This is a genomic window from Amycolatopsis orientalis, assembly GCF_000943515.2.
Taxonomy (GTDB): Bacteria; Actinomycetota; Actinomycetes; order Mycobacteriales; family Pseudonocardiaceae; genus Amycolatopsis; species Amycolatopsis orientalis.
The window spans coordinates 1626695-1650551 of the sequence record NZ_CP016174.1; the positions used below are offsets into that span (position 1 = coordinate 1626695).

The following is a 23857-nucleotide window of genomic DNA, read 5'->3' on the forward strand; positions in this document are numbered from 1 at the left end:
GATGGCCTGCACCGCCGAGACGCTCGCCGCCGCCTTGCGGGCGGCGGCCACGGTGATCGCCGAACATCGGGTCGAGCTGATCGACCTCGACCGCGCGATCGGCGACGCCGACCACGGCGAGAACATGGACCGCGGGTTCACCGCGATCGTGTCCGCTTTGGACACCGCGACGCCGGAAACCCCCGCCGCGGTCTTGAAACTCGCCGCCACGACGTTGATCTCGAAGGTCGGCGGGGCGGCGGGCCCGTTGTACGGTACGGCTTTCCTGCGCGCGTCGGGCAAACTGGGCACCGCGGCCGAAGTGGACGGTCCGCTGCTCGTCGAGGCACTGCGCGCGGCGCTCGAAGGAGTGCAGGCGCGCGGCAAGGCCGTCGGCGGGGATGCGACCATGGTCGACGCGCTGATCCCGGCCGTGTCCGCCGCCGAGGAGGCCGCCGGTTCGGATATCGCGTCGATCCTGACCGCGGCGGCCGACGCCGCGGACAAGGGTGCGGAGTCCACTGTGGACCTCGTGCCACGCAAGGGGCGCGCGTCCTATCTCGGTGAGCGCGCGAAAGGCCATCTCGATCCCGGTGCCCGTTCGACGGCGCTGCTGCTGCGCGCGTTCGCGGAGGCCGCCCGGTGAGCGTCGGAATCGTGCTCGTCTCCCACAGCGCCAAACTCGCCGAAGGGCTCGCCGAACTCGCTGCCCAGATGGCGCCGGACGTCACCATCGCGGCGGCGGGCGGCCTGCCGGACGGCGGGATCGGCACGGATTACGACGAGGTCGTCGCGGCCACGCAACGCGCCGACTCGGGGTCGGGAGTCGTTTTGCTGTACGACCTCGGCAGCGCGCAGATGACCGCCGACCTGGCCGTCGAAACGCTCGCCGATCCGTCGGCCGCGGTGGTCGTGGACGCGCCGCTCGTCGAGGGCGCGATCGCCGCCGCCGTCGCGGCGCAGGGCGGAGCGGACCGGAAGGCCGTCGCCGAAGCCGCCGCCTCGGCGGGCGCCCCGCCGGATCTGACGTTCGACAGCGGTGCGCAGGACGGCGAAAGCAGTGTCGAACTCACGCTGCGCAACGACGTCGGGCTGCACGCGCGGCCCGCGGCGGTCCTGGTCCGGAGCATCGCGGGGCTGGAGGCGGAGGTCACCGTGCGGCTCGGCGAGGAGACCGCGGACGCCAACAGCGTGCTCGCGCTGATGGCCCTCGGCGCACGTCAGGGCGACCGGATCGAGGTCCGGGCGCGGGGCGCGCAGGCCGACGAAGCGCTCACCAAGGTCAAGGAGCTGGTCGAGCAGAACTTCGGCGAGTGAGCCGAAGGCGCTGGGCGCTTCTCCGACTGTCTATATTTTCAAATCCGTGAAGGCCTCCTTGAGGGACTCTGGGTCCCTCAAGGAGGCCTTCACGGCGTTGCTGCGAGGAGTGGGTCGGTGCGAGCGCCCAGGTGAGGTGCATGAGGCATCCGCGCTCCTCACCACTCGCGACCCACGCACCATGCGGCCCCTGGAACTCGAGCCCGGAGCAGTGGGTAAACAAACACGAGTCCCTCAAGGGGGCCTTCACGGACCCATCAGCCCTCTTCGGCGAGTGACACTTACTCGATTAGGAGGGTGACAGCCGCTGCTTTCCGCGTCCCGGCATGGCACGATCGGAGAAAACTACCAGCGAGTAACCTCCGGAGGCCGGTTGTGGCGCGGGAAATCTCGAGTGTGGGAGTCATCGGTCTCGGCACCATGGGTGCCGGGATCGCCGAGGTGCTCGCGCGAAGCGGCGTGTCCGTGGTCGCCGTGGAGATCGACGACGACGGCGTGCGCCGGGGCCGGGGTCATCTGGAGCATTCGACCGAACGGGCGGTGGCGGGTGGCAAACTCGACGCCGACGGCCGGAGCGCGCTCCTGGACCGGATCTCCTACACCACGTCGCTGACGGAACTGTCCGATGTGGACCTGGTGATCGAGGCGATCCCGGAGAACCTCGAAGCCAAATCCGAGGTGTTCGCGGAGCTGGACAAGATCACCGGCCCGGACACGATCTTCGTGTCCAACACCTCCTCGCTGTCGATCACCGAGATCGGGGTGCACACCGCGCGGCCGGGCAAGGTCGTCGGGATGCACTTCTTCAACCCGGCGCCGATCCTCAAACTGGTCGAGATCGTCCGCACCGTGGTCACCGAGCCCGAGGTGATCACCGACGTCGTCGCGTTCGCCGAACGACTCGGCAAGACGCCGGTGGTGATCGGCGACCGCGCCGGGTTCATCGCCAACGCGCTGCTCTTCGGGTATCTCAACCATGCCGTGCGGATGTACGAACAGCGCTACGCCACCCGTGAGGATCTCGACGCGGCGATGCGGTTCGGCTGCGGATATCCCATGGGGCCCTTGGCCTTGCTCGACCTCATCGGGCTGGACACCGCGTACGAGATCCTCGACACGATGTACCACCAGTCCCGCAACCGGCTGCACGCGCCGGCGCCGCTGCTGAAGCAGATGATCACCGCGGGCCTGCTCGGCCGGAAGACGGGGCAGGGGTTCTACACCTACGACGAGCCCGATTCACCGACGGTCACCGACGCGGTCACCGCGTCCACAGTGGACACGGTGGCGCCGAGGGAAGTGCGCAAGGTCGGCGTCGTCGGGACCGGGACGATGGCGACCGGCATCGTCGAGGTGTTCGCGAAACGCGGCTACGAGGTCATCCTGCGCGCGCGGAGCGCCGACAAGGCCGCCGCTTCGGTCGCGAAGGTGAAGAAGTCGCTGGACAAGGCCGTCGTCAAGGGGAGACTGTCCGAAGAGGACGCCGCCGCCGCGCTCGGCCGGATCTCGCCCGCGGTGGACTTCGACGAACTGGCCGACGTCGACCTCGTCGTCGAGGCGGTGGCCGAGGATCTGGCCGTCAAACAGGCCGTCTTCGCCGCTCTCGACGACGTCGTGAAACCGGGCGCGGTCCTGGCGACGACCACGTCGTCGCTCCCGGTCATCTCCTGCGCGGCGGCCACCTCGCGGCCGTCGGACGTGGTCGGCGTGCACTTCTTCAACCCGGCGCCGGTGATGAAACTGGTCGAGGTCGTCTCGACCATCTCCACCGCGCCCGACGTGGTCGCGACCGTCGACGCCGTCTGCGCAGCGGTGGGCAAGCACCCCGTGCACTGCGGCGACCGGGCCGGCTTCATCGTCAACGCGCTGCTGTTCCCGTACCTCAACGACGCGGTGAAGATGCTCGAAGCGCACTACGCCGAGGCCGACGACATCGACACCGCGATGAAGGTGGGCTGCGGGCTGCCGATGGGCCCCTTCGAACTGCTCGACGTCGTCGGGCTGGACGTTTCGCTGGCGATCCAGCGGACGCTGTTCAACGAGTTCCGCGAAGAGGGCTTCGCACCCGCGCCCCTGCTGGAGCACCTCGTGACCGCGGGGCGGCTCGGGCGGAAGACCGGGAAGGGCTTCAAGGACTACTCGGCCAGGTAGGGCCTCGTGAGTGGTAATGACGGTTAGAACCGTCATTGCCACTCACGAGAGGTGACCCGGCCGGTAGTTTGGACGGTATGCCGGTTTCCTCGGGGGTCAGGGAGCGGATCAGGGGATTCCTCGATCCGGACGACGACATCCAGTACGTGTTCCCCGCCGACATCCTCGGCAGTACCACTCCCAGCGTGTTCTTCGTGGTGACCCGCAAGACGATCACGGTGCTGACGACGGGGTACTGGTCGAGGAAGACACCGAAACGGGTCGTCGCGACGACGCTGCGCGGTCACCGCATCGGGCCGGTGCGGACCGAGACCACGCCGTGGTTCAAGTTCTGCGGCGTCGACTACGAGATCGACGACGAGTACGTCTCGGTGGTGCACGCGGCCGACGCGGAGATCATGCGTGACGCGGCAAAACCTGAAGATCCGCTGCCGGACCTCTAAGCTCGCCGGGGTGCGCCAGCTGACATACGACGGGATGCCGATCCCCGGCTTGAACGACCTGGTCCGGACGGCCATCCGGCTGCACCCCGCGCCGGGCGAGCCGCGCCCTGACGAAAGCCACCTGGGCGGCCCGCTGCTCTGGCCGTCGGACGAGCCGTGGCCGGAATGCCCGGTGACCTGGCCGCCGGACCCGGACGCGTCCGACGACGCCTGGAAGAGCGGGCATCGGCTCGACGGCCCGGTGCCGGTGATGGTCAGCGCGGCGCAGTTCTTCCGCGGCGACTTCCCCGAGCTGCCCTTCCCGGAGGGCACCGATGTCCTGCAGATCCTGTTCTGCCCGATGGAGCACGACAGCCCGCGTCACCAAGGGCCCGCGGTGCGGCTGGTGTGGCGCGATTCCGGCGAAGTCGAGCACATCGCGGACCCGCCGCCCGCGCCCGAGGAAGCCGACGCCGCTCTCCTGCCGGTGCCCTGCGTGTTCGAACCGTGCTCGATCGACGAGCTGCCCCGCCTCTGCGACTTCCCGCCGGAGACCCGCGCCGCGCTCGGCATCCCCGAAGGCGCGGGCGACGATCCGGAGGGCTGGCCGGAGCTGGGGCAGTACTCGAAGATCGGCGGCTGGACGGCCTGGTCGGCGACCGAGCGCGCCGATCTGGACTGCCGGGAATGCGGCGCCGAGCTGCGGCAGACGATCGCGCTGGCCACGGAGGAGCACGAGGTCGGCTGCGGCTGCGAGGTCACCGAAGGCGAGCCGGCGGGCTGGTCGTTCCACCGGCGGGGAGTGCTGAACGTCTTCACCTGCCCCGCCGACGTCACGCATCCCTTCAAGGTCCGCATCGACTGACCTGCGGTCCGGCCGCATCCGGACGGATCGGGACACATCCGGACGGCCTCGCACCTTGTTCGCCCTCCACCGCCGTCGCCAGGCTCGGCGCGGTCGGTTCAGTTCGGTTCGAGGGAGGACGAGATGAGAATGCTTCACCGATCACGGACGGCACGCGCCACGATGGTGCTCGTGTCGGCACTGGCGTTGACCGGGGCGGGGGCCGTGCAGGCGAACGCGGCGGAGGCCGGGACGGACCGGGTCGCCGCGCCGCCGTGCAGCACCTGGAACAAGGACCGGGTGCCGACCGGCCGTCACTCGGGGTGGTGCGACGGCAAGGGACCGGCCAGCTACCGGTTCCGCATCACCTGCCAGGGCGGTGGTGAGACGCCGGGGCAGTGGCGTTGGCTGGGCGACCGGCGTGGCTCGACCGCTTACTGTCCCAACAACCGGCGGGGCATCGGTTTCTCGATCGAGTTCGATTAGCCGGGGGTGAGGATCGCCCGGGACCCGTCCCGGGCGATCCGTTCAGCCGGGCGGGAGCAAAGGTCCCCCGCTCCAGTGCTGGAAGACCAGGTTCGTGTGCACCCGGGCGACCTCGTCGCGGGCGGTCAGTTCGTCGAGCACCAGCCGTTGCAGTTCGGTCGCCGAAGCGGTGGCGACGTGCGCGAGGAAATCGTCCGGTCCGGTCAGGTGGTAGACGGCGCGGACCTCGGGCAGCGCCAGCAGATGCTCGACGAACGAGTCCACCAGTGCCCGCCGGTGCGGCCGGACCTGGACGAACAGGAGCGCTTCGAGCGGGCGGCCGAGTTTGGCGGCGTCCACCTCCGCGCGCTGACCGGTGATCACCCCCAACTCGCGAAGGCGGTTGACGCGGTCGAGACAGGTCGAAGGCGCGATGCCGACCTCAGCTGCCAGATCCTTGTTCGAGATCCGGGCGTCGTTCTGCAGCAGCCGCAGAATCCGGAGGTCGACCGTGCTCAGTTCGACAGAATCCGACATCGGCGAATGATATCCGAGGATATTGCTTCCGATCCGGAGAAAACCGCACCATCTCGGTATGACCGCAACGCTCCGCACCCGAGCCGTCCACGCCGGCCGTGACGATCTCACGGATCTCGGCGTCCACGCCGCTCCGCTGGACCTGTCCACGACCTACCCGTCGCGGGACAGCGTCGAAGAGGCAAGCCGCATCGACGAGTTCGCCACCACGGGCTCGTTGTCGGGTCTGCCGGTCTACGGGCGGCTGAGCAACCCGACCGTCGAACGGTTCGAGAAGGCGCTGGCCGAACTCGAAGGGTTCGAAGACGCCGTCGCGTTCGCCACCGGTATGGCCGCGGTGTCGGCGTCGCTGCTCGCCGCCGTCGCGCAGGGCAAACGGCATATCGTCGCCGTCCGCCCGGTCTACGGCTGCACCGACCACATGCTCACCTCCGGACTGCTCGGCACCGAGGTGACCTGGGCCGATCCGGAAGGGCTCGCTTCGGCGCTGCGGCCCGACACCGGGCTGGTGCTGCTCGAAACGCCCGCGAACCCGACCCTGCGCGAGGTCGACATCGCCGAGATCGTGCGTGCCGCGGGCGACGTCCCGGTGCTGGTCGACAACACCTTCGCGACTCCCGTGCTCCAGCGGCCGGGGCGGCACGGCGCCCGGTTCGTCCTGCACAGCGCGACCAAGTTCCTCGGCGGCCACGGCGACGTCATGGGTGGCGTGGTCGCTTGCGGTGCCGAAGACGCCGGCATGTTGCGTCAGATCCGCTTCGCCACCGGAGGCGTTCTGCACCCGTTGGCCGGGTACATGCTGCTTCGCGGGCTTTCGACGCTTCCGCTGCGGGTCAACGCCGCGGCCGCGACGGCGGCCGAACTCGTCGAGCGGTTGCGGGCGCACGCGAACGTCGCCGCGGTGCACTATCCGAGCATCGGGGGCCCGCTGATCGCGTTCGAGGTCGAGGGCGATCCGCACGCGCTCATCGGCGCGGTCCGGCTGATCACCCCGGCCGTCAGTCTCGGCAGCGTGGACTCGCTCATCCAGCATCCCGCGTCGATCAGCCACCGGATCGTCGCCGAGGACGACCGGCACGGCGCCGGCGTCACCGACCGGCTCATCCGCATGTCGGTGGGGCTGGAGGACGTCGAGGATCTGTGGCACGACCTGGACCAGGCACTCAAGGCCTGCTGAACGCCGCTGCGATCGTGATCACGCGGATGTCGACAAATCGCTCTGCCTGGCTAACCTGGTCGGGTGAAAGATCTGGTGTCGTCCTGGGTGGAATCTTCGGCTCGTAGCACGCTCTCGCGGCTTCACGAGCAGATCGGCGTCGCCGGACTCGCCGCCGCGGCGGCCCTTCCCGGGCTGTCGGCCGTCTTCGATCAGCACTCCGCCGCGGTACGGGACATCCTCGCGGCGGGGGTCGAAGGTTCGGCGGCGGTCGCCGGGGTGGTACTCCTCGCCGGTTACACGCGAGGGCTGCTCGACGAGGCCCGGACCAGGGGCTGGACGTTCCGTGCCCCGGCCGACCTGGCCGCGTGGAACACCAGCGACTGGCTGACCGCTCGCCTGGTCGGCGTGTGCTCGCTGGCCGCCACCATGGACGATCCGCGAGCGCTGCCGACCGGGAACGGATAGGGCGGCCGGTCACCCCATCCGTTCCCGTTGCAGGTCAGCGGTACTCCGGCGGAGGGGGCATTGACCCACCGGGGGGCCGCTGGCCGGGATCCTGGTGCGGAGGCACCTGACCCTGGTTCGGCGGGAACTGCTGCTGCGGCGCGGGCATCCCGCCGCCGGTCTGCATCCCGCCGCCGGCCTGCTGCGTCCGGGTCGGATCGGCGGCGTGGTGTCCAGCGGACACCGGCTGGTGGACGGTGGTCTGCTCGGTCGGCACGTCACCCGAGCGGCGCGCGTCCTCGCGGCCGCGCTGGTAGGCCTCGGCCTGCGCCTTCGCGGCGGGGATCTCCGCCTCGGCCCGGCCGAGCCAGGTCTCCCAGCGCTGCTGCATCGGCTTGATCAGGCCACCGCCGACACCGACGACGGCGATCCCGCCGACCGTGGCGAGCACGGTGATCAGCACCGGCAGCGTGACCGCGGTGGCCACCCCGATCTGGTTCAGCGCGGCGATCGCGCCGAGACCCCAGATGAACACCGACGCGATGGTCGCGAGCACCTTGCCGTAGGAGACGCCGCCGAGGGCGTTGGCCACCAGGTCCTTGACCGCCTTGGCGATCGCGCCGGCGATCACCACGATGACGATCGCGACGATGGCGCGCGGCAGCCAAGCGACGATGTCGTTGAGCAGCGAACTGACCGGGTTCGGGCCGAACACGCCGAACGCGAACTGCAGGGCGATCAGCAGGATCGCGTAGTAGACGATCTTGCTGATGATGTTCGACGCGTCGAACTGGCTACGCGCCAGCATCTGTTTGAAGCCGCCTCGTTCGAGCAGGCGGTTGAACCCGACTTTTTCGAGCACCATGCTCACGGCCTTGGCGAGCGCCTTGGCGATCAGCCAGCCGATGAACAGGATGACCAGGAACGCGAGCAGTTTGGGGACGAAGGTGGCGACCGAACTCCAGGCGCTGGACACGCCTTGACCGAAATCGACGGCCGCCAGTGCTGATGTGGCCACTGGACTTGCTCCCTTCCACCACTGGAGGTTCCAGACTGGTGGGAGGGGAGTACCCGTTGGCTACTTCGTCACACGTATAGCCACCCGATCGGGTGGTCAGCTACAGCAGCCGCCTCCGCAGCAGCCACCGCCCCCACCTGCGGGAACAGGGGCGGGGCCGGACGCCGATCCGGTCAGCGCGACGGTGGTCAGGAGCTTGACGGTGTCCTGGTGGCCCTCGGGGCACGGCGCGGGCGCGCCGGACTCGCTCATCGGCCGCAGGAGTTCGAAGGTCTCGGTGCATTCGCGGCAGCGGTAGGCGTAGGTCGGCATGCCTGGCATTATCCCATCTCCTTCCCGTCTCCGGGATGGCAAGCTGGCCGGGTGGAACTGCCTGTCGCCGCGCATGTGCCGCACCTCGGCCAAGTCGTCCCGTCCGTCCTCTCCGCCCTCGGTGCCACCGGGTTCGCCAACTCGCTGAGCCTCGCCGAGGCGTCCAGCGCCTGCGTCCTGCTCATCGACGGTCTCGGCTGGGAGCTGCTGGCCGAGCACGCCGCCGACGCGCCCGTGCTCACGCAGCTGGCGAAGTCGCCGCTGCGGGTCGGTTTCCCATCGACGACCGCGGCCGGGCTCGGCGCGATCGGGACCGGGCTGGCCTCGGGGGAGCACGGCCTGGTCGGTTACACCTTCGAGGTTCCGGGCGCGGGTGTCCTGAACGCCCTGCGCTGGAGCAGTCACGTGGACGGCGGTGATCTCCGCGGGGCGTTGCCGCCGCGTGAGGTGCAGCCGCTGCCGACCACGTTCGAACGCGCGGCGGCCGCCGGGATCACCACCAGCGTGGTCTCGTCGGCGAAGTTCGCGGACACCGCGCTCACCCGCGCGACCCAGTCCGGCGGCCGGTACGTCGGCGTGCACGCGCTCGGCGACCTGGCGGCGTGCATCCTGCGGTGCCTCCAGACGCGGCCGGCGTTCTGCTGGGGCTATCACAGCGAACTCGACATGCTCGGCCACGTCTACGGGCCGGGCTCGTCGCCGTGGCGGATGCAGTTGCGGCAGGTCGACAGGCTGGTCGAGTCCATTGTGGACGGCCTGCCGTCCGGCGCGCTCCTCGCGGTGGTGGCCGATCACGGGATGGTGACCGTCGAGGGCGCGCTCGACATCGACGAGACGCCCGCGCTGCTCGGCGGCGTCCGGGCCATCGGGGGCGAGGTCCGGGCCCGGCACGTCTACAGCGAACCGGGTGCCGAGGCCGACGTGCTCGCGGCCTGGCGCGAGGTGATCGGTGACCGGGCGTGGATCCTGTCGCGCGACGAGGCCGTCGAGGCGGGCTGGTTCGGGCCGGTCTCCGATCGCGTCCGGCCGCGGATCGGCGACGTCGTCGTGGCGTCGAAGGGACGCTTCGGGCTCGTGCGGGAACTGGCCGAGGCCGTCGAGTCCTCTTTGGTCGGTCAGCACGGCTCGCTGACCCCGGCCGAACAACTGGTCCCGTTGGTCCTGGCGCGCGGCTGACAGAGCGCGTTTAGCGGGCTAAACGCGATCAGTGGGGCTTCCGGGCGGAGAACCGCACGGAGCGCTTCGGGACGTGGTCGACCTTGATGTCGGTGAAGCCGGCGTCGGTGAGGCGGGGCCAGAGCGAGACCGGGTCGAGCGCGTTCAGCGTGTCGCCGATGTGGAGGAGCCGGAACGGCAAGCTCTCCAAGCTGTCGATCGCGCGCAGGACACCGCCGGGGCGGAGCACGCGGAACGCCTCGGCGAAGAGCGCGTCCTGCAGCGCCGTCGTCGGCACGTGATGCAGCATCGTGAAGCAGACGACCGCCGAGAACTCGCCGTCCTCGAAGGGCATCGCGGCGCCGTCCCCGTGGACGATCCGCACGCGCTCGCCGAACTCCCGCTGGAGGAGCTCCGCCGACGTCTCGTCGATCTCGACGGCGGTGAGCCGGGGGACCAGCCGGGCCAGCGCGCGGGTGGTCGCGCCGTACCCGGGGCCGATCTCCAGGACGGAGTCGCCGAGATCGAAGCCGGCGACGTTGCCCGGCATCTCCGCCGCGACGGCTTTCGCCCACAGCGCGGAACTGCAGAGTTTGCGGTGTACCAGGTTCATCGGCATGAATCCGAAGCTAGCCGTGACCGGTAGGCGATAGGCTGCCAACCGATGTCGGGAAACGGCCACCTTCCCCCGATGCCGACGGCGATGGTGCTCGGCGAGCTGGACCTGCCGGCCGGCGCGTGGCTTCCGTGGCACGAACACGACGGCCACCAGCTCGCCTGGGCGGCACGGGGGATCTTGAACGTGAGCGTCGGCGAGCAGCACTGGGTGCTGCCGCCGACCCGGGCTTTGTGGATCCCCGCGGGCGTCCGCCATCGCACCGGCGCCACCGCGCACGCCGCGCTGCGCGGGATCTACGCCGCGACGGACCGGTGCCCGGTGCGCTGGACGGTGCCGACGCTGGTCGCCGTCCGGCCGCTGCTGCGGGAACTGCTGGAGCATCTCGGCTCGGCCGACCTCGATGACGACGCCCGCCGCCGCTCCGAAGCCGTCGCGTTCGACCTGCTCGAAGCGGTGGACGTCGTCCCGATCAACGTGCCGATGCCGTCCGATGCCCGCGCGCTGACCGTCGCGCGGGCGGTGATCGCCGATCCGGCGGACCGGCGCGGCCTCGCCGACCTGGCCCGTGAGGCGGGCGCGAGTGAACGCACGCTCGCGCGGTTGTTCCTCACCGAATGCCGGACGACGTTCGGCGCGTGGCGGGTACAGGCACGGCTGCGCGCGTCACTGCCGCTGCTGGCCGAGGGCATGCCGCTGACTGCCGTCTCCCGCCGGATCGGCTACTCCTCGCCGAGCGCGTTCGTCGTCGCCTTCCGCCGGGCGGTCGGTGTGACGCCGGGCGCCTACTTCGGCGGCTGAGCCCCGGCTCCGGATACCGTTTCGGCGTGCCTCGACGTAACCGGCCCGATCGCGGTGGACGCCCAGACCTCGGCGCGTCCACCGGCTGGGCGCGCTCCGAGTCGGCCACGGACGGCGAGTGGCTGGTCCGGACCGTGCCCGGCGCGCAAGCCACCAAGGACTACCGCTGCCCTGGCTGTGACCACGAGATCCGGCCGGGGACCCCGCATCTGGTCGTCTGGCCCGCCGACGACACCGGCGGGATCGCCGACCGCCGCCATTGGCACCGGGCCTGCTGGGACGCGCGGTCCCGGCGCCGTCCCGGCCGCTGGTGAGTCAGCGCCGCATGTGCAGTGACGGTGCTCCTTCGAACTCCTCCTCCGTGTGGATCTTGAACCCGAGCCGCTCGGCGACCCGGATCGACGGTTCGTTGGCCACCATGATGTTGGCGATCACGGGGACCTCGGGGATCTCCCGTTCCGCCCATTCCACGACGGCGGCCGCCATCTCCGTCGCGTAGCCCTTGCCCCAGGCGAACGGCCAGAAGCGGTACGCGAGGTTCAGCACGCGCTCGCCGTTCCACTCGTGATAGCGGACGCCGCCGAAGCCGACGATCACCTCCGGATCGTCCAAAGCGGACACCGCGAGATAACCGAAGCCGTGCTCGTCCCATTGCTTCATCCAGGCGTCGTACAGCTCCCGCGCGCCCTCGACGGTATGCGGTACGACGTTGAACTTGTTCGTCTCCGGATCGGCCTGCAGCGCGACGATGTTCTCGCGGTCCGCCTCGCGCAGCCGCCGGAGCAACAGTCTCTCCGTCTTGATCTCTGTCAGCACGGTTCCGACGGTAGCGCCAGGGTGCGACAGAATTATCGCCATGACGGATCTCCCGCTGGTACTGCTGCACGCCTTCCCGTCGACGCCCGCATGTGGGACGCGGTCCGCGCACCGCTCTCGGCGCGCCTCCGGCTGATCACTCCCGACCAGCGCGGGCTCGGCCGCAGCCCGCTGCCGGAAACCGACCGGGAGCCGGACCTGGACGACGCCGCCCGCGACGTCGTGGCGCTGCTCGACCGGCTCGAACTCGACAAGGTCGTGCTCGGCGGCTGCTCGATGGGCGGCTATCTGACGATGGCGGTGCTGCGCGCCGCACCGGAACGCGTGGGCGGACTCGTGTTCATCGACACGAAGGCGACGGCCGACACCCCCGAGGCCGCGCAAGCCAGGCACGACGTCGCGGCCCGGGCCGAGGCCGAAGGTGTCGGCTGGCTCGCCGAAGCCGTCACGCCGGGACTGCTCGCCGAGAAGACCCGCGCGGACCGGCCGGAGGTCGCCGCACGGCTCGGTGAACTGATCGCGTCGCAGCCGCCGTCGGGGATCGCGTGGGCGGCGCGCGCGATGGCGGCACGGCCCGATTCGGTCGAGACCCTGCGCTCGGCGGAGGTTCCGGCATTGGTCGTCGTCGGCGAAGAGGACGGCCTGACCCCGTTGGACGCGGCGAACACCCTGGTGGAGACGCTGCCGGACGCGACACTGGTCGTCTTGCCGGAGGCGGGGCATCTGACGCCGCTGGAGGATCCGGCCGGAGTCGTCGAAGCGATTTTGGGCTGGTACCCCGCGAAATAACGGCTCCCTCGCCCCTTTAAAGGTATAGCGGACCCGGGGGCTTGCGGCAAGCCCCCATTCCCGGTCCACAATTCCTCCCTTCACATTTTCCGAAGGGGGATTCCCATGCGTGTACTCCTGTCCACCATCGGGACAAGGGGTGAGGTCCAGCCGCTGGTGGCTCTGGCGGTGCGGTTGCGGGAACTCGGCGAGGACGTCCGGCTCTGCGCACCGCCGGATTTCCGTGAATGGGCCGAAGGTCTCGGGATCTCCTTCGCGCCGCTGGGGCCCGGGCTCCGGTCGACCGCGAAGCCGGATTCCGCGATGACCAAGGCGATGGCTTCGCCGGAGGGGCGCCGCCGGATGGCCGAGGCCATGGTCGTCGACCAGTTCGAGACGCTGCCGGAGGCGGCAGAGGGCTGCGACGCCGTCGTCGCGGGAATGGCGTTGAACATCGCCACCCATTCGGTGGCGGAGTGGAAAGGGATTCCGTATTTCTTCACCGCTTATTGCCCGATAACGCTGCCTTCGCTGCACCATCGTCCGCCCGTTTTCACCGGATGGGCGCCGGAGAATCCCGATGCCGCCATCCCGTCCTTATGGGCCGAAGACGCACGACGGTGGAACGAGCACTGGGGCGGTGTGCTCAACGCGCAGCGGAAACCGCTGGGCCTGCCGCCGGTCGACGACGTCCGCGGGCACATCTTCACCGAGCGGCCGTGGCTGGCCGCCGATCCGGTGCTGGCGCCGTGGCGGGGGCCGTCCGCGCTGGACGTGCACCAGACCGGCGCCTGGATCCTGCCGGACCACAGCCCGTTGCCCCCGGAGCTGGAGGCGTTCCTCGACGCCGGGGAACCGCCGGTCTACTTCGGCTTCGGGAGCATCCGCGCCCCGGAGGAGATCGCGAAGGCGATGATCGAGGCGGCGCGGGCGCACGGGCGGCGGGCCATCGTGTCGCGCGGCTGGGCCGAACTGGCGCTGATCGACGACGAACCCGACTGCATCGCCGTCGGGGACGTCAACCAGCAGGCGCTCTTCCCCCGGGTCGCGGCGGCCGTGCACCACGGTGGCGCCGGCACGACCACGGCGGCGACCAGGGCCGGGGTACCGCAGGTGCTCGTCCCGCGGATGTTCGACCAGCCGTACTTCGCGGAGCGTGTCCGCGATCTCGGGGTCGGGACGGCGATCACCGGCGAGCCGGACGCGGAGTCGCTCACCCTCGCGCTGGCCGAGGTGCTGCGGCCGGAGGTGGCCGAGCGAGCGCGCCGGGTCGGAGGGGAGGTGCGGACGGACGGGGTCGAGGTGGCGGCGGAACTCCTGCTGGCGGCCGTCTAACCCCCTCCCGCGTTTAGTCCTCTGGATGCGGTGGTCGGCAGTGCGAACTACCGCATCCAGAGGACTAAACGCGCCGGAAGTAGCGCTCCAGGGCCGCCTCGGCCTCCCCGCGTCGCTCGGGAAACCGCTGCGCGATCACGAACCGCCAGGCGACTTCGAACAACCGACGCAACGCGAGGAACGGCTCAAGGGACGAAGGGGCGACCTCGGCCGGGTACGCGGAGAGAGCCGAAGCGCCAAGGTCCGCGTAGAGGACGGCGAGGTCCCAGCCGAGCGGTCCCCGCCAGGTGTCCTCGAAATCGAGCCAGCACGGTCCGGCCGCCGTCGCGACGACGTTCCCCCGATGGGCGTCACCGTGCAGCGGCCGGGCACCGTCCGCCGGAAGGGTCGCCGCGACCCGTGCGAGTTCTTCGCGCAGCCGGGGCACCGCGCCGTCCATCGTGTGACCATGCCGGTCGAGCAGGACCCGAAGGTCGTCGACCGGTCCGAGTTCGGGCAGCTCGCCGGGGTAGTCCGCGAGCGTGGCGTGCACCCGGGCGAGCGACTCCGCCACCTCGCGCGGCGACAGGGTTTCGCCCGGTTCATGGGGCGTGTAATGCCAGAGAGTGACCGGCAAACCGTTGGCGAAATGCGGGCCTGCCGGGGGATCCGTGGTGGGTGAGACGACGAGCACACCACGTTCCGTGAGGTACTCCGACAGTGCGACATCGCGCGCGAGCCAGTCCTCGGGGGCCCGCCGGGCGAGGCGCGTCGTGCCCGGCACCCGCGCCACCACCGGACCCAGTCTCACCAGCACGTTCGACTTGAAATGCAGGACAGCGGGGGTGCCTGTCGGGAGCCCGTACCGGTCACCGACGGCGACCGCCGCGGCCACTCCCGCACGCGTGTGTTCGTCGGTCACGGCGCGATCTTGCCAGCCGGTGCGCGCGACTGTCGGTAGTGAGGGCTACGATCCCCACTAGCCGTCGGAGTGGGTCGGAGAACCCGCCCCGGCGACCGGAAATTGACCACCACAAGGTTTGAGTGTTGGAGGCAGGAGTGACGGCCGTAGCCCCCAAGCCGATCGCCACGCGCCCGTACCCCGCGCGCGAGTCGGTTAAGGGTTCGTACCTGCTGCGGTTGTTCCGCACGACGGACCACAAGCAAATCGGCATCATGTACCTGGTCACGTCGTTCGCCTTCTTCATGGTGGGCGGCGCGATGGCCATGCTGATCCGTTCCGAGCTGGCGCGTCCCGGGCAGCAGTTCCTTTCGCAGGAGCAGTACAACCAGCTGTTCACCATGCACGGCACGATCATGCTGCTGCTGTACGCGACGCCGATCCTCTTCGGCTTCGCGAACTTCGTGCTGCCACTGCAGATCGGTTCGCCCGACGTCGCCTTCCCGCGGCTGAACGCGTTCTCGTACTGGCTGTACCTCTTCGGCGGCCTCATCGTGATGTCCGGCTTCCTGACCCCGGGTGGCGCCGCCGACTTCGGCTGGTTCGCCTACACCCCGCTGTCGGACGCCATCCACTCGCCCGGCGTCGGCGCCGACCTGTGGATCTCCGGTCTGGTCGTCTCCGGTCTCGGCACCATCCTCGGTGGCGTCAACATGATCACCACGGTGGTCTGCCTGCGCGCCCCCGGTATGACGATGTACCGGATGCCGATCTTCACCTGGAACATCCTGGTCACCAGCATCCTGATCCTGCTGGCCTTCCCGATCCTGACCGCGGCCCTGATGGGCCTGCTGGCGGACCGGCATCTCGGGGCGCATGTGTTCGACCCCGCGAACGGCGGCGTGATCCTCTGGCAGCACCTGTTCTGGTTCTTCGGCCATCCAGAGGTCTATATCGTCGCCCTACCGTTCTTCGGGATCGTGTCGGAGATCTTCCCGGTCTTCAGCCGCAAGCCGATCTTCGGGTACAAGGGCCTGGTCTGGGCGACGCTGGCGATCGCCGCGCTGTCGGTGGCGGTGTGGGCGCACCACATGTACGCGACCGGTGCCGTGCTGCTGCCGTTCTTCTCCTTCATGACCTTCCTGATCGCGGTCCCGACCGGCGTGAAGTTCTTCAACTGGATCGGCACGATGTGGAAGGGTCAGCTGTCCTTCGAGACGCCGATGATCTTCTCGATGGGCTTCATCGTCACGTTCCTCTTCGGCGGTCTGACCGGCATCATGCTGGCCGCGCCGGCGATCGACTTCCACGTGTCGGACAGCTACTTCGTCGTCGCGCACTTCCACTACGTGCTCTACGGCACGATCGTGTTCGCCACGTTCGCCGGGATCTATTTCTGGTTCCCGAAGATCACCGGCCGCATGATGGACGAGAAGCTCGGCAAGTGGCACTTCTGGACCACGTTCATCGGCTTCCACGCCACGTTCCTGGTGCAGCACTGGCTGGGCGCCGAAGGTATGCCGCGGCGGTACGCGGACTACCTGCAGTCCGACGGCTTCACCACGCTGAACACGATCTCCACGATCGGCGCGTACATCCTCGGTGCCTCGACGCTGCCGTTCATCTGGAACGTCTTCAAGAGCTACCGGTACGGCGAGATCGTCACGGTGGACGACCCGTGGGGCTACGGCAACTCGCTCGAATGGGCGACGTCCTGCCCGCCGCCGCGGCACAACTTCACCGAGCTGCCGCGGATCCGTTCCGAGCGTCCGGCGTTCGAGCTGCACTACCCGCACATGATGGAGCGCATCCACTCCGAAGGTGAGATCGGCTTCTTCGGGAAGCAGAAGGTCAACACCCACCGCGCGCCGTCCCAGGTGCTCACCGAGGCGGCCATGCCGGGTGACCACACCAAGGACAACTCCAGCGAGAAGTGACCCGATAAGCGGAATCGGCGCGTGCCTTGCCTCACACAGGGGCAAGGCACGCGCCTTTTTCATACTCGGCTGAGAGAGACTGAGCCCGTGACGCAGACACCAGTTCTCATCACCACCACCGGTCCCGACAAGCCGGGGGTGTCCTCGGTCCTGTTCGCCGTGCTGTCGCGCCACGACGTCGACGTCCTCGACGTCGAGCAGGTCGTCATCCGCGGCCAGCTGGTGCTCGGCGTGCTCGCCGGGGTCTACCGCGACCCCGAGGGCCTGCAGGAGTACGTCGAGCAGGCGATGGCGTCGGTCGGGATGCAGGTCGAGGTGAAGATCGGCTCGGCCATCGGCGCCGACCCGTTCGCCATCGGCCAGAAGGACTCGACGCATGTCCTGCTGATGCTCGGCCGCCCGGTGACCGCGCGGGCGTTCTCCGACGTCGCGCGCCGTCTCGCCGCGCTGGACGTCAACATCGACTCGATCCGCAGCGTCGCCGACTACCCGGTCACCGGGCTGGAGCTGTACACCTCGCTCGCCCAGGACACGCCGGAAGCCGACGCCGCCTTGCGGACCGCGCTGGCCGACGCCGCCGTGGAGGCGGGTATCGACATCTCGGTCGAGCGGGCCGGACTCGCCCGCCGGGCCAAGCGGCTCGTCGTCTTCGACGTCGACTCCACGCTCATCCAGGGCGAGGTCATCGAGATGCTCGGCGCGCACGCCGGTGTCGAGCCCCAGGTCCGTGAGATCACCGAAGCCGCTATGCGTGGCGAGCTGAACTTCGGCGAATCGCTGGAGCGCCGCGTCGCGCTGCTGGAAGGCCTTCCGGAGACGGTGCTCGACGAGGTCGCCGCGTCGATCGAACTCACCCCCGGCGCGCGCACGACCATCCGCACGCTGAAGCGGATGGGCTTCCGCTGCGGGGTCGTTTCCGGCGGGTTCACCAAGATCATCCAGTCCCTGGTGGACGACCTCGGCCTCGATTTCGCCGCCGCGAACGAGCTCGAAGTGGTCGACGGCAAGCTCACCGGCCGGGTGGTCGGGGAGATCGTCGACCGCGCGGGCAAGGCGACGGCGCTGCGCCGCTTCGCCGAGGAGTACGAGATCTCGCTGGAGCAGTGCGTCGCGGTCGGCGACGGGGCGAACGACATCGACATGCTTTCCGTCGCCGGGATGGGTGTCGCCTTCAACGCGAAGCCCGCGCTGCGCGAGGTCGCCGACACCGCGCTTTCGCATCCGTACCTCGACGCCGTGCTGTTCCTGCTCGGCGTCACGCGGGGCGAGATCGAAGCGGCCGACGCGGCCGACGGTCTCGAACTGTCACGGCCATGAGCGTGCTGGAGCCGCTTGCCGCGCGCTACGCGTACTGGCTGGGCCTTCCCGCCGAGGACACGGTGGACACCTCCGACGAGGATCCCGCCGAAGTCCGCGCCATGCCGGTGATCCTGCGGATGGAACGCGCCGAACCGCCGTCCCGCACCGCTTTGCTGGAGGCGGCCGCGGCGGCCGCGATCGCGGTCTGTCTCGACGAACGCGCCGAGCCCGAGGGCGAATGGCACGATCCGCTCAAGGCGTGGGTCGACGGCCGGATCCGCAAGGTCGCCCGCCGTGCGAGGGGCGCGCATTGGCACGCGGTGCAGGAACTGCCGGGCATCACGATCGAGGTCGACGGCGCCGAGGCGCGGGCGTTGCTGCCCGGCCGCGTCGTCGACGCGCCGAAAGAGGTCTCGCGGCTGCAGATCTCCGGGAGCGAACTCCCGGCCGACGAGCCGGGGCCCGCGCCGGACGGTGTGCCGCGACTGCTGCTGAACCCCGAGGTCGCGATGACCGTGGGCAAGGGGGCCGCCCAGGTCGGGCACGCGACGATGATCCTGGCCTCGCTGCTGGACGAAGCCGAACGGGCCGCCTGGGCCGAGACCGGGTTCCGGTGCTCGGTGCGGACGCCGCCGGTCGCGGTCTGGAAGGCGCTGTGCCCGATCGAGGATCCGGAAGGTTCGTGGCGGCGCGACGGGGTCGTCGCGGTCCGGGACGCGGGATTCACCGAGGTGGATCCGGGGACGGTCACCGTCATCGCGCAGCGGGTCATGGCAGCGACGAGCTGAAAGGGAAACCGTGTCCTTGGAAGTCCAGCGCGACGGCGAGCACCGCTTCGTCGGCCGCAACGAACGTGGTGCCGAGGTCGTGATCGGCCGCAAGGGCGCCGAGGGCGCCTTCTCACCGTCCGAACTACTGCAGATCGCGGCGGCGGGCTGCTCGGCCGTCACCGCCGAGAACCTCATCACGCGCCGGATCGGCGCGGACTCGAAGTTCCGGGTCGGCGTGACCGCGGACCAGCGCGAAGGCGCTTCGGAGCTTGACGCCGTCCATGTCGCTTTCGACGTCGACGTGTCGTCGCTTTCCGGGGAGGACCGTGAGGCGCTCGCGGCGGCGGTGGACCGCGCCATCGAGCGGCTGTGCACGGTGAGCCGGACGCTGAAGAAGGGCATCCCGGTCACGGAAAGCTTCCCGGTCGAGTAGGTGCCCGGATGCTATGAAAGGTCCTTTCCTTGCGAAATTTGCAAGGAAAGGACCTTTCATAGCACTTGGCTCTAGTGCTTGATGGGGTGCGGACCGTCGCAATTAGTCGACTACTTGCGAGGTACGGCCTGGTCGGGCGGTTACCCGGGTCGCGACCTTGCTCGTGCCAGACCGGTCAGAGCCACCGCGCCCATCACCGGCCCTGTAACGATCATGCCTAGTCGTGAGTGGTAAGTGTCGTTCTAACGACACTTACCACTCACGACGCAAGGAAAGGACCGTCATAGCACGGGGGTCAGTGTTTGGCGGGGTGGCCTTCGGCGCTCCAGACCACGTATGCCTCGTCGGCGTCGGTGGTCATCGCCTCGATGAACTTCTCGTTGTCGAAGCCGGGCAGCGTCTGCAGCCGCTCGATCAGCGCGTCGGCGGCCGGGTCGCCGCTGGGGATCGCGGTGCCCTTCCCGTCGGTGCCTGCGAGCATGAAGAAGACGTCTTCCTTCCACGGGCCTTCAGGGATCACTCTGACCACCACCGCGGACAGCTCGGACCACGTGACGGCTTCCTCGCTTCCGTCCGCGAGCTGGCGCCGCACTCCGGTGTCATCGACGCTGACGGTCCGGGATTGTGCGTTGGGCGACTCGTGGGACAACCGGTTCTCCCTGTCTTCGGCGTTCCGTTAACGGTACTCGGCCGTGTCCCAGGCCACTCAGGCCGGGGCGGCGGCGTCGAGGCGGCGCAGCGCGTCGCGGGCGACCTTCGGGTCCATGGTCGGCCAGAACGGCGGCAGCGACGCGCGCAGGAATCCGCCGTAGCGGGCCGTGGCCAGCCGCGAGTCCAGGATCGCCACGACGCCGCGGTCGGTGACCGAGCGGTGCAGCCGTCCAGTGCCCTGCGCGAGCAGCAGCGCGGCGTGTGTCGCCGCGACGGTGAGGAAACCGTTGCCGCCCCTGGCTTCCACGGCTCGCTGCCGGGCTGACGAGACCGGATCGTCCGGGCGCGGGAAGGGGATGCGGTCGACCACGACGAGCTGCAGCGACGGGCCTGGCACGTCGACGCCCTGCCACAGCGACAGCGTGCCGAACAGGCAGGTGCGCGCGTCCTCGGAGAACTTCTGCACCAGCAGGCCGGTGGAATCGTCGCCCTGGCAGAGGATCGGCAGATCGAGCCGTTCCCGCATCTCCTCGGTGGCCTGTTTCGCCGCGCGCATCGAGGAGAACAGGCCGAGGGTGCGCCCGCCCGCGGCCTCGATCAGCTCGGCCAGCTCGTCCATCGTGGAAGGCTGCAGTCCGTCCCGTCCCGGCGGCGGCAGATGCTTGGCCAGGTAGAGGATGCCGTTGCGTTTGTGGTCGAACGGCGAGCCGACGTCGAGGCCGGTCCACTTCGGGCCGTCGGCGTCGTCGCTGTCGGCCGGGGCGGCCTTGTCGGTCGCCGCACCCGGTGCCTTCTCGACCCTGGCCCCGCCGGGCGGGAGACCCCATTGCCGGGCCATGGTGTCGAAAGTGCCGCCCAGGGTCAGCGTCGCCGACGTGAGGACGGTGGTGTGCTGGTTGAACACGCGCTCACGCAGCAGGCCCGCCACGCCGAGCGGCGCGACCTTCAGCGCGGGCGGGCGCGGGTTCGTGGAAAAGCGGTCCCCGGTCAGCCAGACGACGTCGCGTTGATGCGCGTTGTCGTCGTCGAAGGCTTCGAGCAGCCGGACCGCGGTGTCGTGGACCTCTTCGAGCAGGGACCGCGCCAGCTTGCGGGCGGTGGCCTCGTCGACCTCTTCCTTCCGGTCCTTGCCGAGCGCGGTGAGGCAGCGGTGCGCGGCGTCGCGGACGGCGGGGATCGCGCCGGAGAGGGCCTGCGGCAGCGAATCCATCCGGCCGGCGGGCAGGTCGTCGAGGATCAGGGCGAGCCCGTCGCTCGCCTCCAGCAGCTGATCGGCCACTTCCTCGTCGACCAGCTTCCCGCAGCGCCGGGCGGCGGCGGACACCATGCCGCTGGTCAGCTCGCCGGTCGCCACGGACGTCACGCGGTCGACCAGATCGTGCGCCTCGTCGATGATCACCAGGTCGTGCTCCGGGAGCACCTGGTAGCCCTGCAGCGCGTCGATCGCCAGCAGCGCGTGGTTGGTGACCACCACGTCGGCCTTGCCCGCTTCGGCGCGGGACCGCTCCGCGAAGCAGTCGGTGCCGATGGGGCAGCGCGAGGCGCCGAGGCATTCCTTGGCCGTGACGGAAACCTGGCGCCACGCCTGATCCGAGACGCCGGGGACCAGTTCGTCGCGGTCGCCCGTCTCGGTGTCGGACGACCATTCCCGCAGCCGCGTGACCTCCTTGCCCAGCCGGGAGACCGCGAACGGGTCGAACAGCTGCTGATCCTCCGGCTCGTCCGGGGCGCCGGAATCGAGCCGGTGAAGGCAGAGATAGTTGCGACGGCCCTTGAGGATCGCGAAGGTGGGCTCGCGGCCGAGGGGCTTCTTCAGCGCCTTCGCCAGCCGGGGCAGGTCGCGGTCGACCAGCTGGCGCTGCAGCGCGATGGTGGCCGTGGAGACCACGACCGTGGCCTCCTTCTCGACCGCGTGCCGGATCGCGGGAACGAGGTAGGCCAACGACTTCCCGGTGCCGGTGCCCGCCTGCACGGCCAGGTGCTCGCCGGTGCGGATGGCGCGGCCGACGGCGTCCGCCATCCGGACCTGGCCTTCGCGCTCGGCACCACCCACGGACTCGACCGCATGGGTCAGGAGTTCGAGGACGCCGGGGAAATCAGCACGGTTGGGCACGGGACAAGACGATAGCCGGGCCCACCGTCAAGATCGCCCGCACCGTGCAATGAAAGGTCCTTTCCTGGCGAATTTCGCAAGGAAAGGACCTTTCATTGCAGCGCGTGGGGCGGTGAAAGGGCCGGTCACGCGTCCTTGCGGAAGCGAGAAACCAGCGCCCAGGTGCCCGGAAGCAGCGCGGCCGCGACGGCGATCTTCAGCGCGTCGCCGATCAGGAACGGCACGACGCCCTTCTGCACCGCGGTCGACAGGCTGACGCCCAGCGAGGCCGCCAGCCACGGCACGCCGAAGGAGTAGATGACGAGGTTGCCGAGCACCATCGTGCCCGCCATGCGCAGCGGCGTGCGGTCGCCGCCACGGCCGGCGAGTGCGCCCACCAGAGCACCGGCGAAGACGAACCCGACGATGTAGCCCGCGCTGGCGCCGAACAGACCCGAGGAGCCGTCCTGGAACCAGCCGACACCGGCGGCGCCCACGGCCAGGTACAGCGCCATCGACAGCGCGCCGCGCTTCCAGCCGAGCGCCGCGCCGACCAGGAGGGCGGCGAACGTCTGGCCGGTCATCGGCACCGGCGAGCCCGGCACCGGGATGACGAGCTGCGCGGCCGCGCCGGTGAGGGCGGCCCCACCGGCGACCAGGATCGCGTCACGGACGAGGGCGCCGGGAACGAGGTCGGCGAGGACCGGACGGTGGCCGGCCACAGACAGCGAAGACACTCAGACCTCCTATGAGTACACGAATGTGAACCGAGGTTAACGTCAGAAGACGGAGTGCGGACCGAATGTCGGCCACCTCACGGTCCGGCTCGGTCCACTCGTCCGGGTGGCGTGGCCCTGCGCCGGTCAGGCTCTTGCTGGAAGCTGCCAGTCATGAAGAAGACCAGGACGGCGGGAAGGCTGCTTTCGGTGACGCTGCTGACCGCGGCGCTGGCGGCGGGAGGCCCGGTGGCGTCGGCCGAACCGGCACCCGCGTCGGCGTCGGCGTCGGTCGGCTCGGTCGACGTGGAGATCGACGACGAACACGTCACCACCGGCGAACTGGCGCCGTGCGACGCCGACGGGCCGTCGACCGCGAAGACCGCGGGCGGGTCGATCGGCGACTTCGCCCGGTTCAACGGCGGCGAGTCGCGTTGCGGCCGCACCGGGACGGTGGCTGTCGGCGAGGCGAGCGGGCGGCGGTTCGAGACCACGCTGCTCAAGCGCTTCGGCGGGCCGGTGATCAAGGTGCGCACCTTCCTGGCGAAGTGCAGTACCACCAAGGATGGCAGCCTCGGCTACATCGAGTTCGGCGACATCACGGGTTTCACGCTGCCGGAGAACATCCCGCAGAACTACCGGCTGACCATCGCCGGCGGCAAGGGCGGGACGGCGCTGGCGTCGCTCACGGTCAACGAGGCCGTCACGCCGACGCCGCCCGACGGGAGTCTCGTGACGCACATGCTGCACATCAAGCTGTTCCCGCAGGGCGGCGGACCGGCGAAGGGCGACATCTACCTCGGGACCGCGCGGTGCGACCCGTACGGCAAGAAGGCGCCCTGATCTCTTTCGGTACCGGGATGGTCATAAGGGGTCCCCATAGGACAATTTTCGTCCTATGGGGACCCCTCATGACACTTCGGGAGCGAGCGGAGCGAAG

Annotated in this window: 26 protein-coding genes and 1 pseudogene; 18 read left to right on the plus strand and 9 right to left on the minus strand. The window is 69.7% G+C overall.

Features of this window, described 5'->3' with window-relative positions; all coding sequences use genetic code 11:
* Window position 1: 1 nt before the first annotated feature.
* The 6 genes from dhaL to SD37_RS07800 all read left to right on the plus strand — a co-directional run bounded on the left by dhaL (window position 2) and on the right by SD37_RS07800 (window position 5199).
* The gene (dhaL, locus tag SD37_RS07775) at window positions 2-625 is read left to right on the plus strand and encodes a dihydroxyacetone kinase subunit DhaL (protein WP_044852477.1); all 624 of its coding nucleotides are present in this window, start codon (window positions 2-4) and stop codon (window positions 623-625) included.
* On the plus strand, window positions 622-1296 hold the full coding sequence (dhaM, locus tag SD37_RS07780) for a dihydroxyacetone kinase phosphoryl donor subunit DhaM (RefSeq protein ID WP_044852478.1): 675 nt from the start codon (window positions 622-624) through the stop codon (window positions 1294-1296). The genes dhaL and dhaM overlap by 4 nt, the downstream gene beginning before the upstream one ends.
* Before the next feature lie 375 nt (window positions 1297-1671).
* Window positions 1672-3447 (plus strand): 3-hydroxyacyl-CoA dehydrogenase family protein, encoded by a 1776-nt coding sequence (locus SD37_RS07785; protein ID WP_044852479.1) that lies wholly within the window; start codon window positions 1672-1674, stop codon window positions 3445-3447.
* Window positions 3448-3524: 77 nt separating this feature from the next.
* Window positions 3525-3890: a hypothetical protein gene (locus SD37_RS07790; RefSeq protein WP_044852480.1), complete on the plus strand. Its 366-nt coding sequence runs from the start codon at window positions 3525-3527 to the stop codon at window positions 3888-3890.
* Between the two features lie 10 nt (window positions 3891-3900).
* Window positions 3901-4734 (plus strand): YwqG family protein, encoded by an 834-nt coding sequence (locus SD37_RS07795; RefSeq protein ID WP_044852481.1) that lies wholly within the window; start codon window positions 3901-3903, stop codon window positions 4732-4734.
* Window positions 4735-4857: 123 nt separating this feature from the next.
* Window positions 4858-5199, plus strand: coding sequence for a hypothetical protein (locus tag SD37_RS07800; RefSeq protein ID WP_145926549.1), 342 nt, complete (start codon window positions 4858-4860; stop codon window positions 5197-5199).
* Window positions 5200-5241: 42 nt separating this feature from the next.
* Here SD37_RS07800 and SD37_RS07805 read toward each other — a convergent pair whose 3' ends face one another.
* On the minus strand, window positions 5242-5715 hold the full coding sequence (locus SD37_RS07805; RefSeq protein WP_007028289.1) for an Lrp/AsnC family transcriptional regulator: 474 nt from the start codon (window positions 5713-5715) through the stop codon (window positions 5242-5244).
* Window positions 5716-5773: 58 nt separating this feature from the next.
* Here SD37_RS07805 and SD37_RS07810 point away from each other — a divergent pair, with 58 nt between their 5' ends.
* Window positions 5774-6892, plus strand: a complete 1119-nt coding sequence (locus tag SD37_RS07810) for a trans-sulfuration enzyme family protein (protein ID WP_044852482.1) — start codon at window positions 5774-5776, stop codon at window positions 6890-6892.
* Window positions 6893-6955: 63 nt separating this feature from the next.
* Entirely contained in the window at window positions 6956-7339 is a 384-nt protein-coding gene (locus SD37_RS07815) for a DUF6401 family natural product biosynthesis protein (protein WP_044852483.1), read from the plus strand.
* A 34-nt stretch (window positions 7340-7373) separates the two neighbouring features.
* Here the strand turns inward: SD37_RS07815 and SD37_RS07820 are convergent, their stop codons facing one another.
* Both SD37_RS07820 and SD37_RS07825 read right to left on the minus strand, forming a co-directional pair.
* A complete protein-coding gene (locus tag SD37_RS07820; protein ID WP_044852484.1) occupies window positions 7374-8336 on the minus strand; it encodes a mechanosensitive ion channel family protein in 963 nt (320 codons plus the stop codon).
* A gap of 96 nt (window positions 8337-8432) precedes the next feature.
* Window positions 8433-8648: an FmdB family zinc ribbon protein gene (locus SD37_RS07825; protein ID WP_044852485.1), complete on the minus strand. Its 216-nt coding sequence runs from the start codon at window positions 8646-8648 to the stop codon at window positions 8433-8435.
* 51 nt (window positions 8649-8699) lie between these two features.
* On the opposite strand from SD37_RS07825, the gene SD37_RS07830 reads away from it, so the two are divergent.
* A complete protein-coding gene (locus tag SD37_RS07830; protein ID WP_044852486.1) occupies window positions 8700-9824 on the plus strand; it encodes an alkaline phosphatase family protein in 1125 nt (374 codons plus the stop codon).
* 28 nt (window positions 9825-9852) lie between these two features.
* Here SD37_RS07830 and SD37_RS07835 read toward each other — a convergent pair whose 3' ends face one another.
* Window positions 9853-10416, minus strand: a complete 564-nt coding sequence (locus SD37_RS07835) for a class I SAM-dependent methyltransferase (RefSeq protein ID WP_083255250.1) — start codon at window positions 10414-10416, stop codon at window positions 9853-9855.
* 51 nt (window positions 10417-10467) lie between these two features.
* Here SD37_RS07835 and SD37_RS07840 point away from each other — a divergent pair, with 51 nt between their 5' ends.
* Together SD37_RS07840 and SD37_RS07845 are read left to right on the plus strand one after the other, a co-directional pair.
* Window positions 10468-11220, plus strand: a complete 753-nt coding sequence (locus SD37_RS07840; protein WP_236725293.1) for an AraC family transcriptional regulator — start codon at window positions 10468-10470, stop codon at window positions 11218-11220.
* A gap of 26 nt (window positions 11221-11246) precedes the next feature.
* A complete protein-coding gene (locus SD37_RS07845) occupies window positions 11247-11534 on the plus strand; it encodes a hypothetical protein (protein WP_037320762.1) in 288 nt (95 codons plus the stop codon).
* 1 nt (window position 11535) lies between these two features.
* On the opposite strand, the gene SD37_RS07850 is transcribed toward SD37_RS07845, so the two are convergent.
* Entirely contained in the window at window positions 11536-12036 is a 501-nt protein-coding gene (locus SD37_RS07850; RefSeq protein WP_083254897.1) for a GNAT family N-acetyltransferase, read from the minus strand.
* Between the two features lie 40 nt (window positions 12037-12076).
* Between SD37_RS07850 and SD37_RS07855 the strand changes: the two are divergent.
* Both SD37_RS07855 and SD37_RS07860 read left to right on the plus strand, forming a co-directional pair.
* A pseudogene (locus tag SD37_RS07855) lies at window positions 12077-12825 on the plus strand (alpha/beta fold hydrolase).
* 105 nt (window positions 12826-12930) lie between these two features.
* The gene (locus SD37_RS07860; protein WP_044852489.1) at window positions 12931-14139 is read left to right on the plus strand and encodes a glycosyltransferase; all 1209 of its coding nucleotides are present in this window, start codon (window positions 12931-12933) and stop codon (window positions 14137-14139) included.
* A 64-nt stretch (window positions 14140-14203) separates the two neighbouring features.
* Here the strand turns inward: SD37_RS07860 and SD37_RS07865 are convergent, their stop codons facing one another.
* Window positions 14204-15040: a phosphotransferase enzyme family protein gene (locus SD37_RS07865; protein ID WP_044852490.1), complete on the minus strand. Its 837-nt coding sequence runs from the start codon at window positions 15038-15040 to the stop codon at window positions 14204-14206.
* A 137-nt stretch (window positions 15041-15177) separates the two neighbouring features.
* On the opposite strand from SD37_RS07865, the gene ctaD reads away from it, so the two are divergent.
* The 4 genes from ctaD to SD37_RS07885 all read left to right on the plus strand — a co-directional run bounded on the left by ctaD (window position 15178) and on the right by SD37_RS07885 (window position 19458).
* On the plus strand, window positions 15178-16956 hold the full coding sequence (ctaD, locus tag SD37_RS07870; RefSeq protein WP_044852491.1) for an aa3-type cytochrome oxidase subunit I: 1779 nt from the start codon (window positions 15178-15180) through the stop codon (window positions 16954-16956).
* An 87-nt stretch (window positions 16957-17043) separates the two neighbouring features.
* A complete protein-coding gene (gene serB / locus SD37_RS07875) occupies window positions 17044-18273 on the plus strand; it encodes a phosphoserine phosphatase SerB (protein ID WP_037320748.1) in 1230 nt (409 codons plus the stop codon).
* The gene (locus tag SD37_RS07880) at window positions 18270-19043 is read left to right on the plus strand and encodes a peptidyl-tRNA hydrolase (protein ID WP_044852492.1); all 774 of its coding nucleotides are present in this window, start codon (window positions 18270-18272) and stop codon (window positions 19041-19043) included. The genes serB and SD37_RS07880 overlap by 4 nt, the downstream gene beginning before the upstream one ends.
* A 10-nt stretch (window positions 19044-19053) precedes the next feature.
* Window positions 19054-19458: an OsmC family protein gene (locus SD37_RS07885; RefSeq protein WP_044852493.1), complete on the plus strand. Its 405-nt coding sequence runs from the start codon at window positions 19054-19056 to the stop codon at window positions 19456-19458.
* Window positions 19459-19753: 295 nt separating this feature from the next.
* On the opposite strand, the gene SD37_RS07890 is transcribed toward SD37_RS07885, so the two are convergent.
* The 3 genes from SD37_RS07890 to SD37_RS07900 all read right to left on the minus strand — a co-directional run bounded on the left by SD37_RS07890 (window position 19754) and on the right by SD37_RS07900 (window position 22938).
* Entirely contained in the window at window positions 19754-20107 is a 354-nt protein-coding gene (locus tag SD37_RS07890) for a hypothetical protein (RefSeq protein WP_037320738.1), read from the minus strand.
* Between the two features lie 57 nt (window positions 20108-20164).
* On the minus strand, window positions 20165-22222 hold the full coding sequence (locus SD37_RS07895; protein ID WP_037320735.1) for an ATP-dependent DNA helicase: 2058 nt from the start codon (window positions 22220-22222) through the stop codon (window positions 20165-20167).
* A gap of 125 nt (window positions 22223-22347) precedes the next feature.
* Window positions 22348-22938: a biotin transporter BioY gene (locus SD37_RS07900; protein ID WP_037320731.1), complete on the minus strand. Its 591-nt coding sequence runs from the start codon at window positions 22936-22938 to the stop codon at window positions 22348-22350.
* Window positions 22939-23091: 153 nt separating this feature from the next.
* Between SD37_RS07900 and SD37_RS07905 the strand changes: the two genes are divergently transcribed.
* Entirely contained in the window at window positions 23092-23760 is a 669-nt protein-coding gene (locus SD37_RS07905) for a choice-of-anchor P family protein (RefSeq protein WP_044852494.1), read from the plus strand.
* Window positions 23761-23857: the final 97 nt, after the last annotated feature.

Excerpts from the sequence above, each read along its gene's own strand:
- SD37_RS07835 (WP_083255250.1), bottom strand. The coding sequence starts at position 10,416 with ATGAACCTGGTACACCGCAAACTCTGCAGTTCCGCGCTGTGGGCGAAA.
- SD37_RS07860 (WP_044852489.1), top strand. The coding sequence starts at position 12,931 with ATGCGTGTACTCCTGTCCACCATCGGGACAAGGGGTGAGGTCCAGCCG.
- dhaL (WP_044852477.1), top strand. The coding sequence starts at position 2 with ATGGCCTGCACCGCCGAGACGCTCGCCGCCGCCTTGCGGGCGGCGGCC.
- SD37_RS07805 (WP_007028289.1), bottom strand. The coding sequence starts at position 5,715 with ATGTCGGATTCTGTCGAACTGAGCACGGTCGACCTCCGGATTCTGCGG.
- SD37_RS07810 (WP_044852482.1), top strand. The coding sequence starts at position 5,774 with ATGACCGCAACGCTCCGCACCCGAGCCGTCCACGCCGGCCGTGACGAT.
- SD37_RS07800 (WP_145926549.1), top strand. The coding sequence starts at position 4,858 with ATGAGAATGCTTCACCGATCACGGACGGCACGCGCCACGATGGTGCTC.
- SD37_RS07840 (WP_236725293.1), top strand. The coding sequence starts at position 10,468 with ATGTCGGGAAACGGCCACCTTCCCCCGATGCCGACGGCGATGGTGCTC.
- SD37_RS07790 (WP_044852480.1), top strand. The coding sequence starts at position 3,525 with ATGCCGGTTTCCTCGGGGGTCAGGGAGCGGATCAGGGGATTCCTCGAT.
- SD37_RS07880 (WP_044852492.1), top strand. The coding sequence starts at position 18,270 with ATGAGCGTGCTGGAGCCGCTTGCCGCGCGCTACGCGTACTGGCTGGGC.
- SD37_RS07825 (WP_044852485.1), bottom strand. The coding sequence starts at position 8,648 with ATGCCGACCTACGCCTACCGCTGCCGCGAATGCACCGAGACCTTCGAA.
- SD37_RS07905 (WP_044852494.1), top strand. The coding sequence starts at position 23,092 with ATGAAGAAGACCAGGACGGCGGGAAGGCTGCTTTCGGTGACGCTGCTG.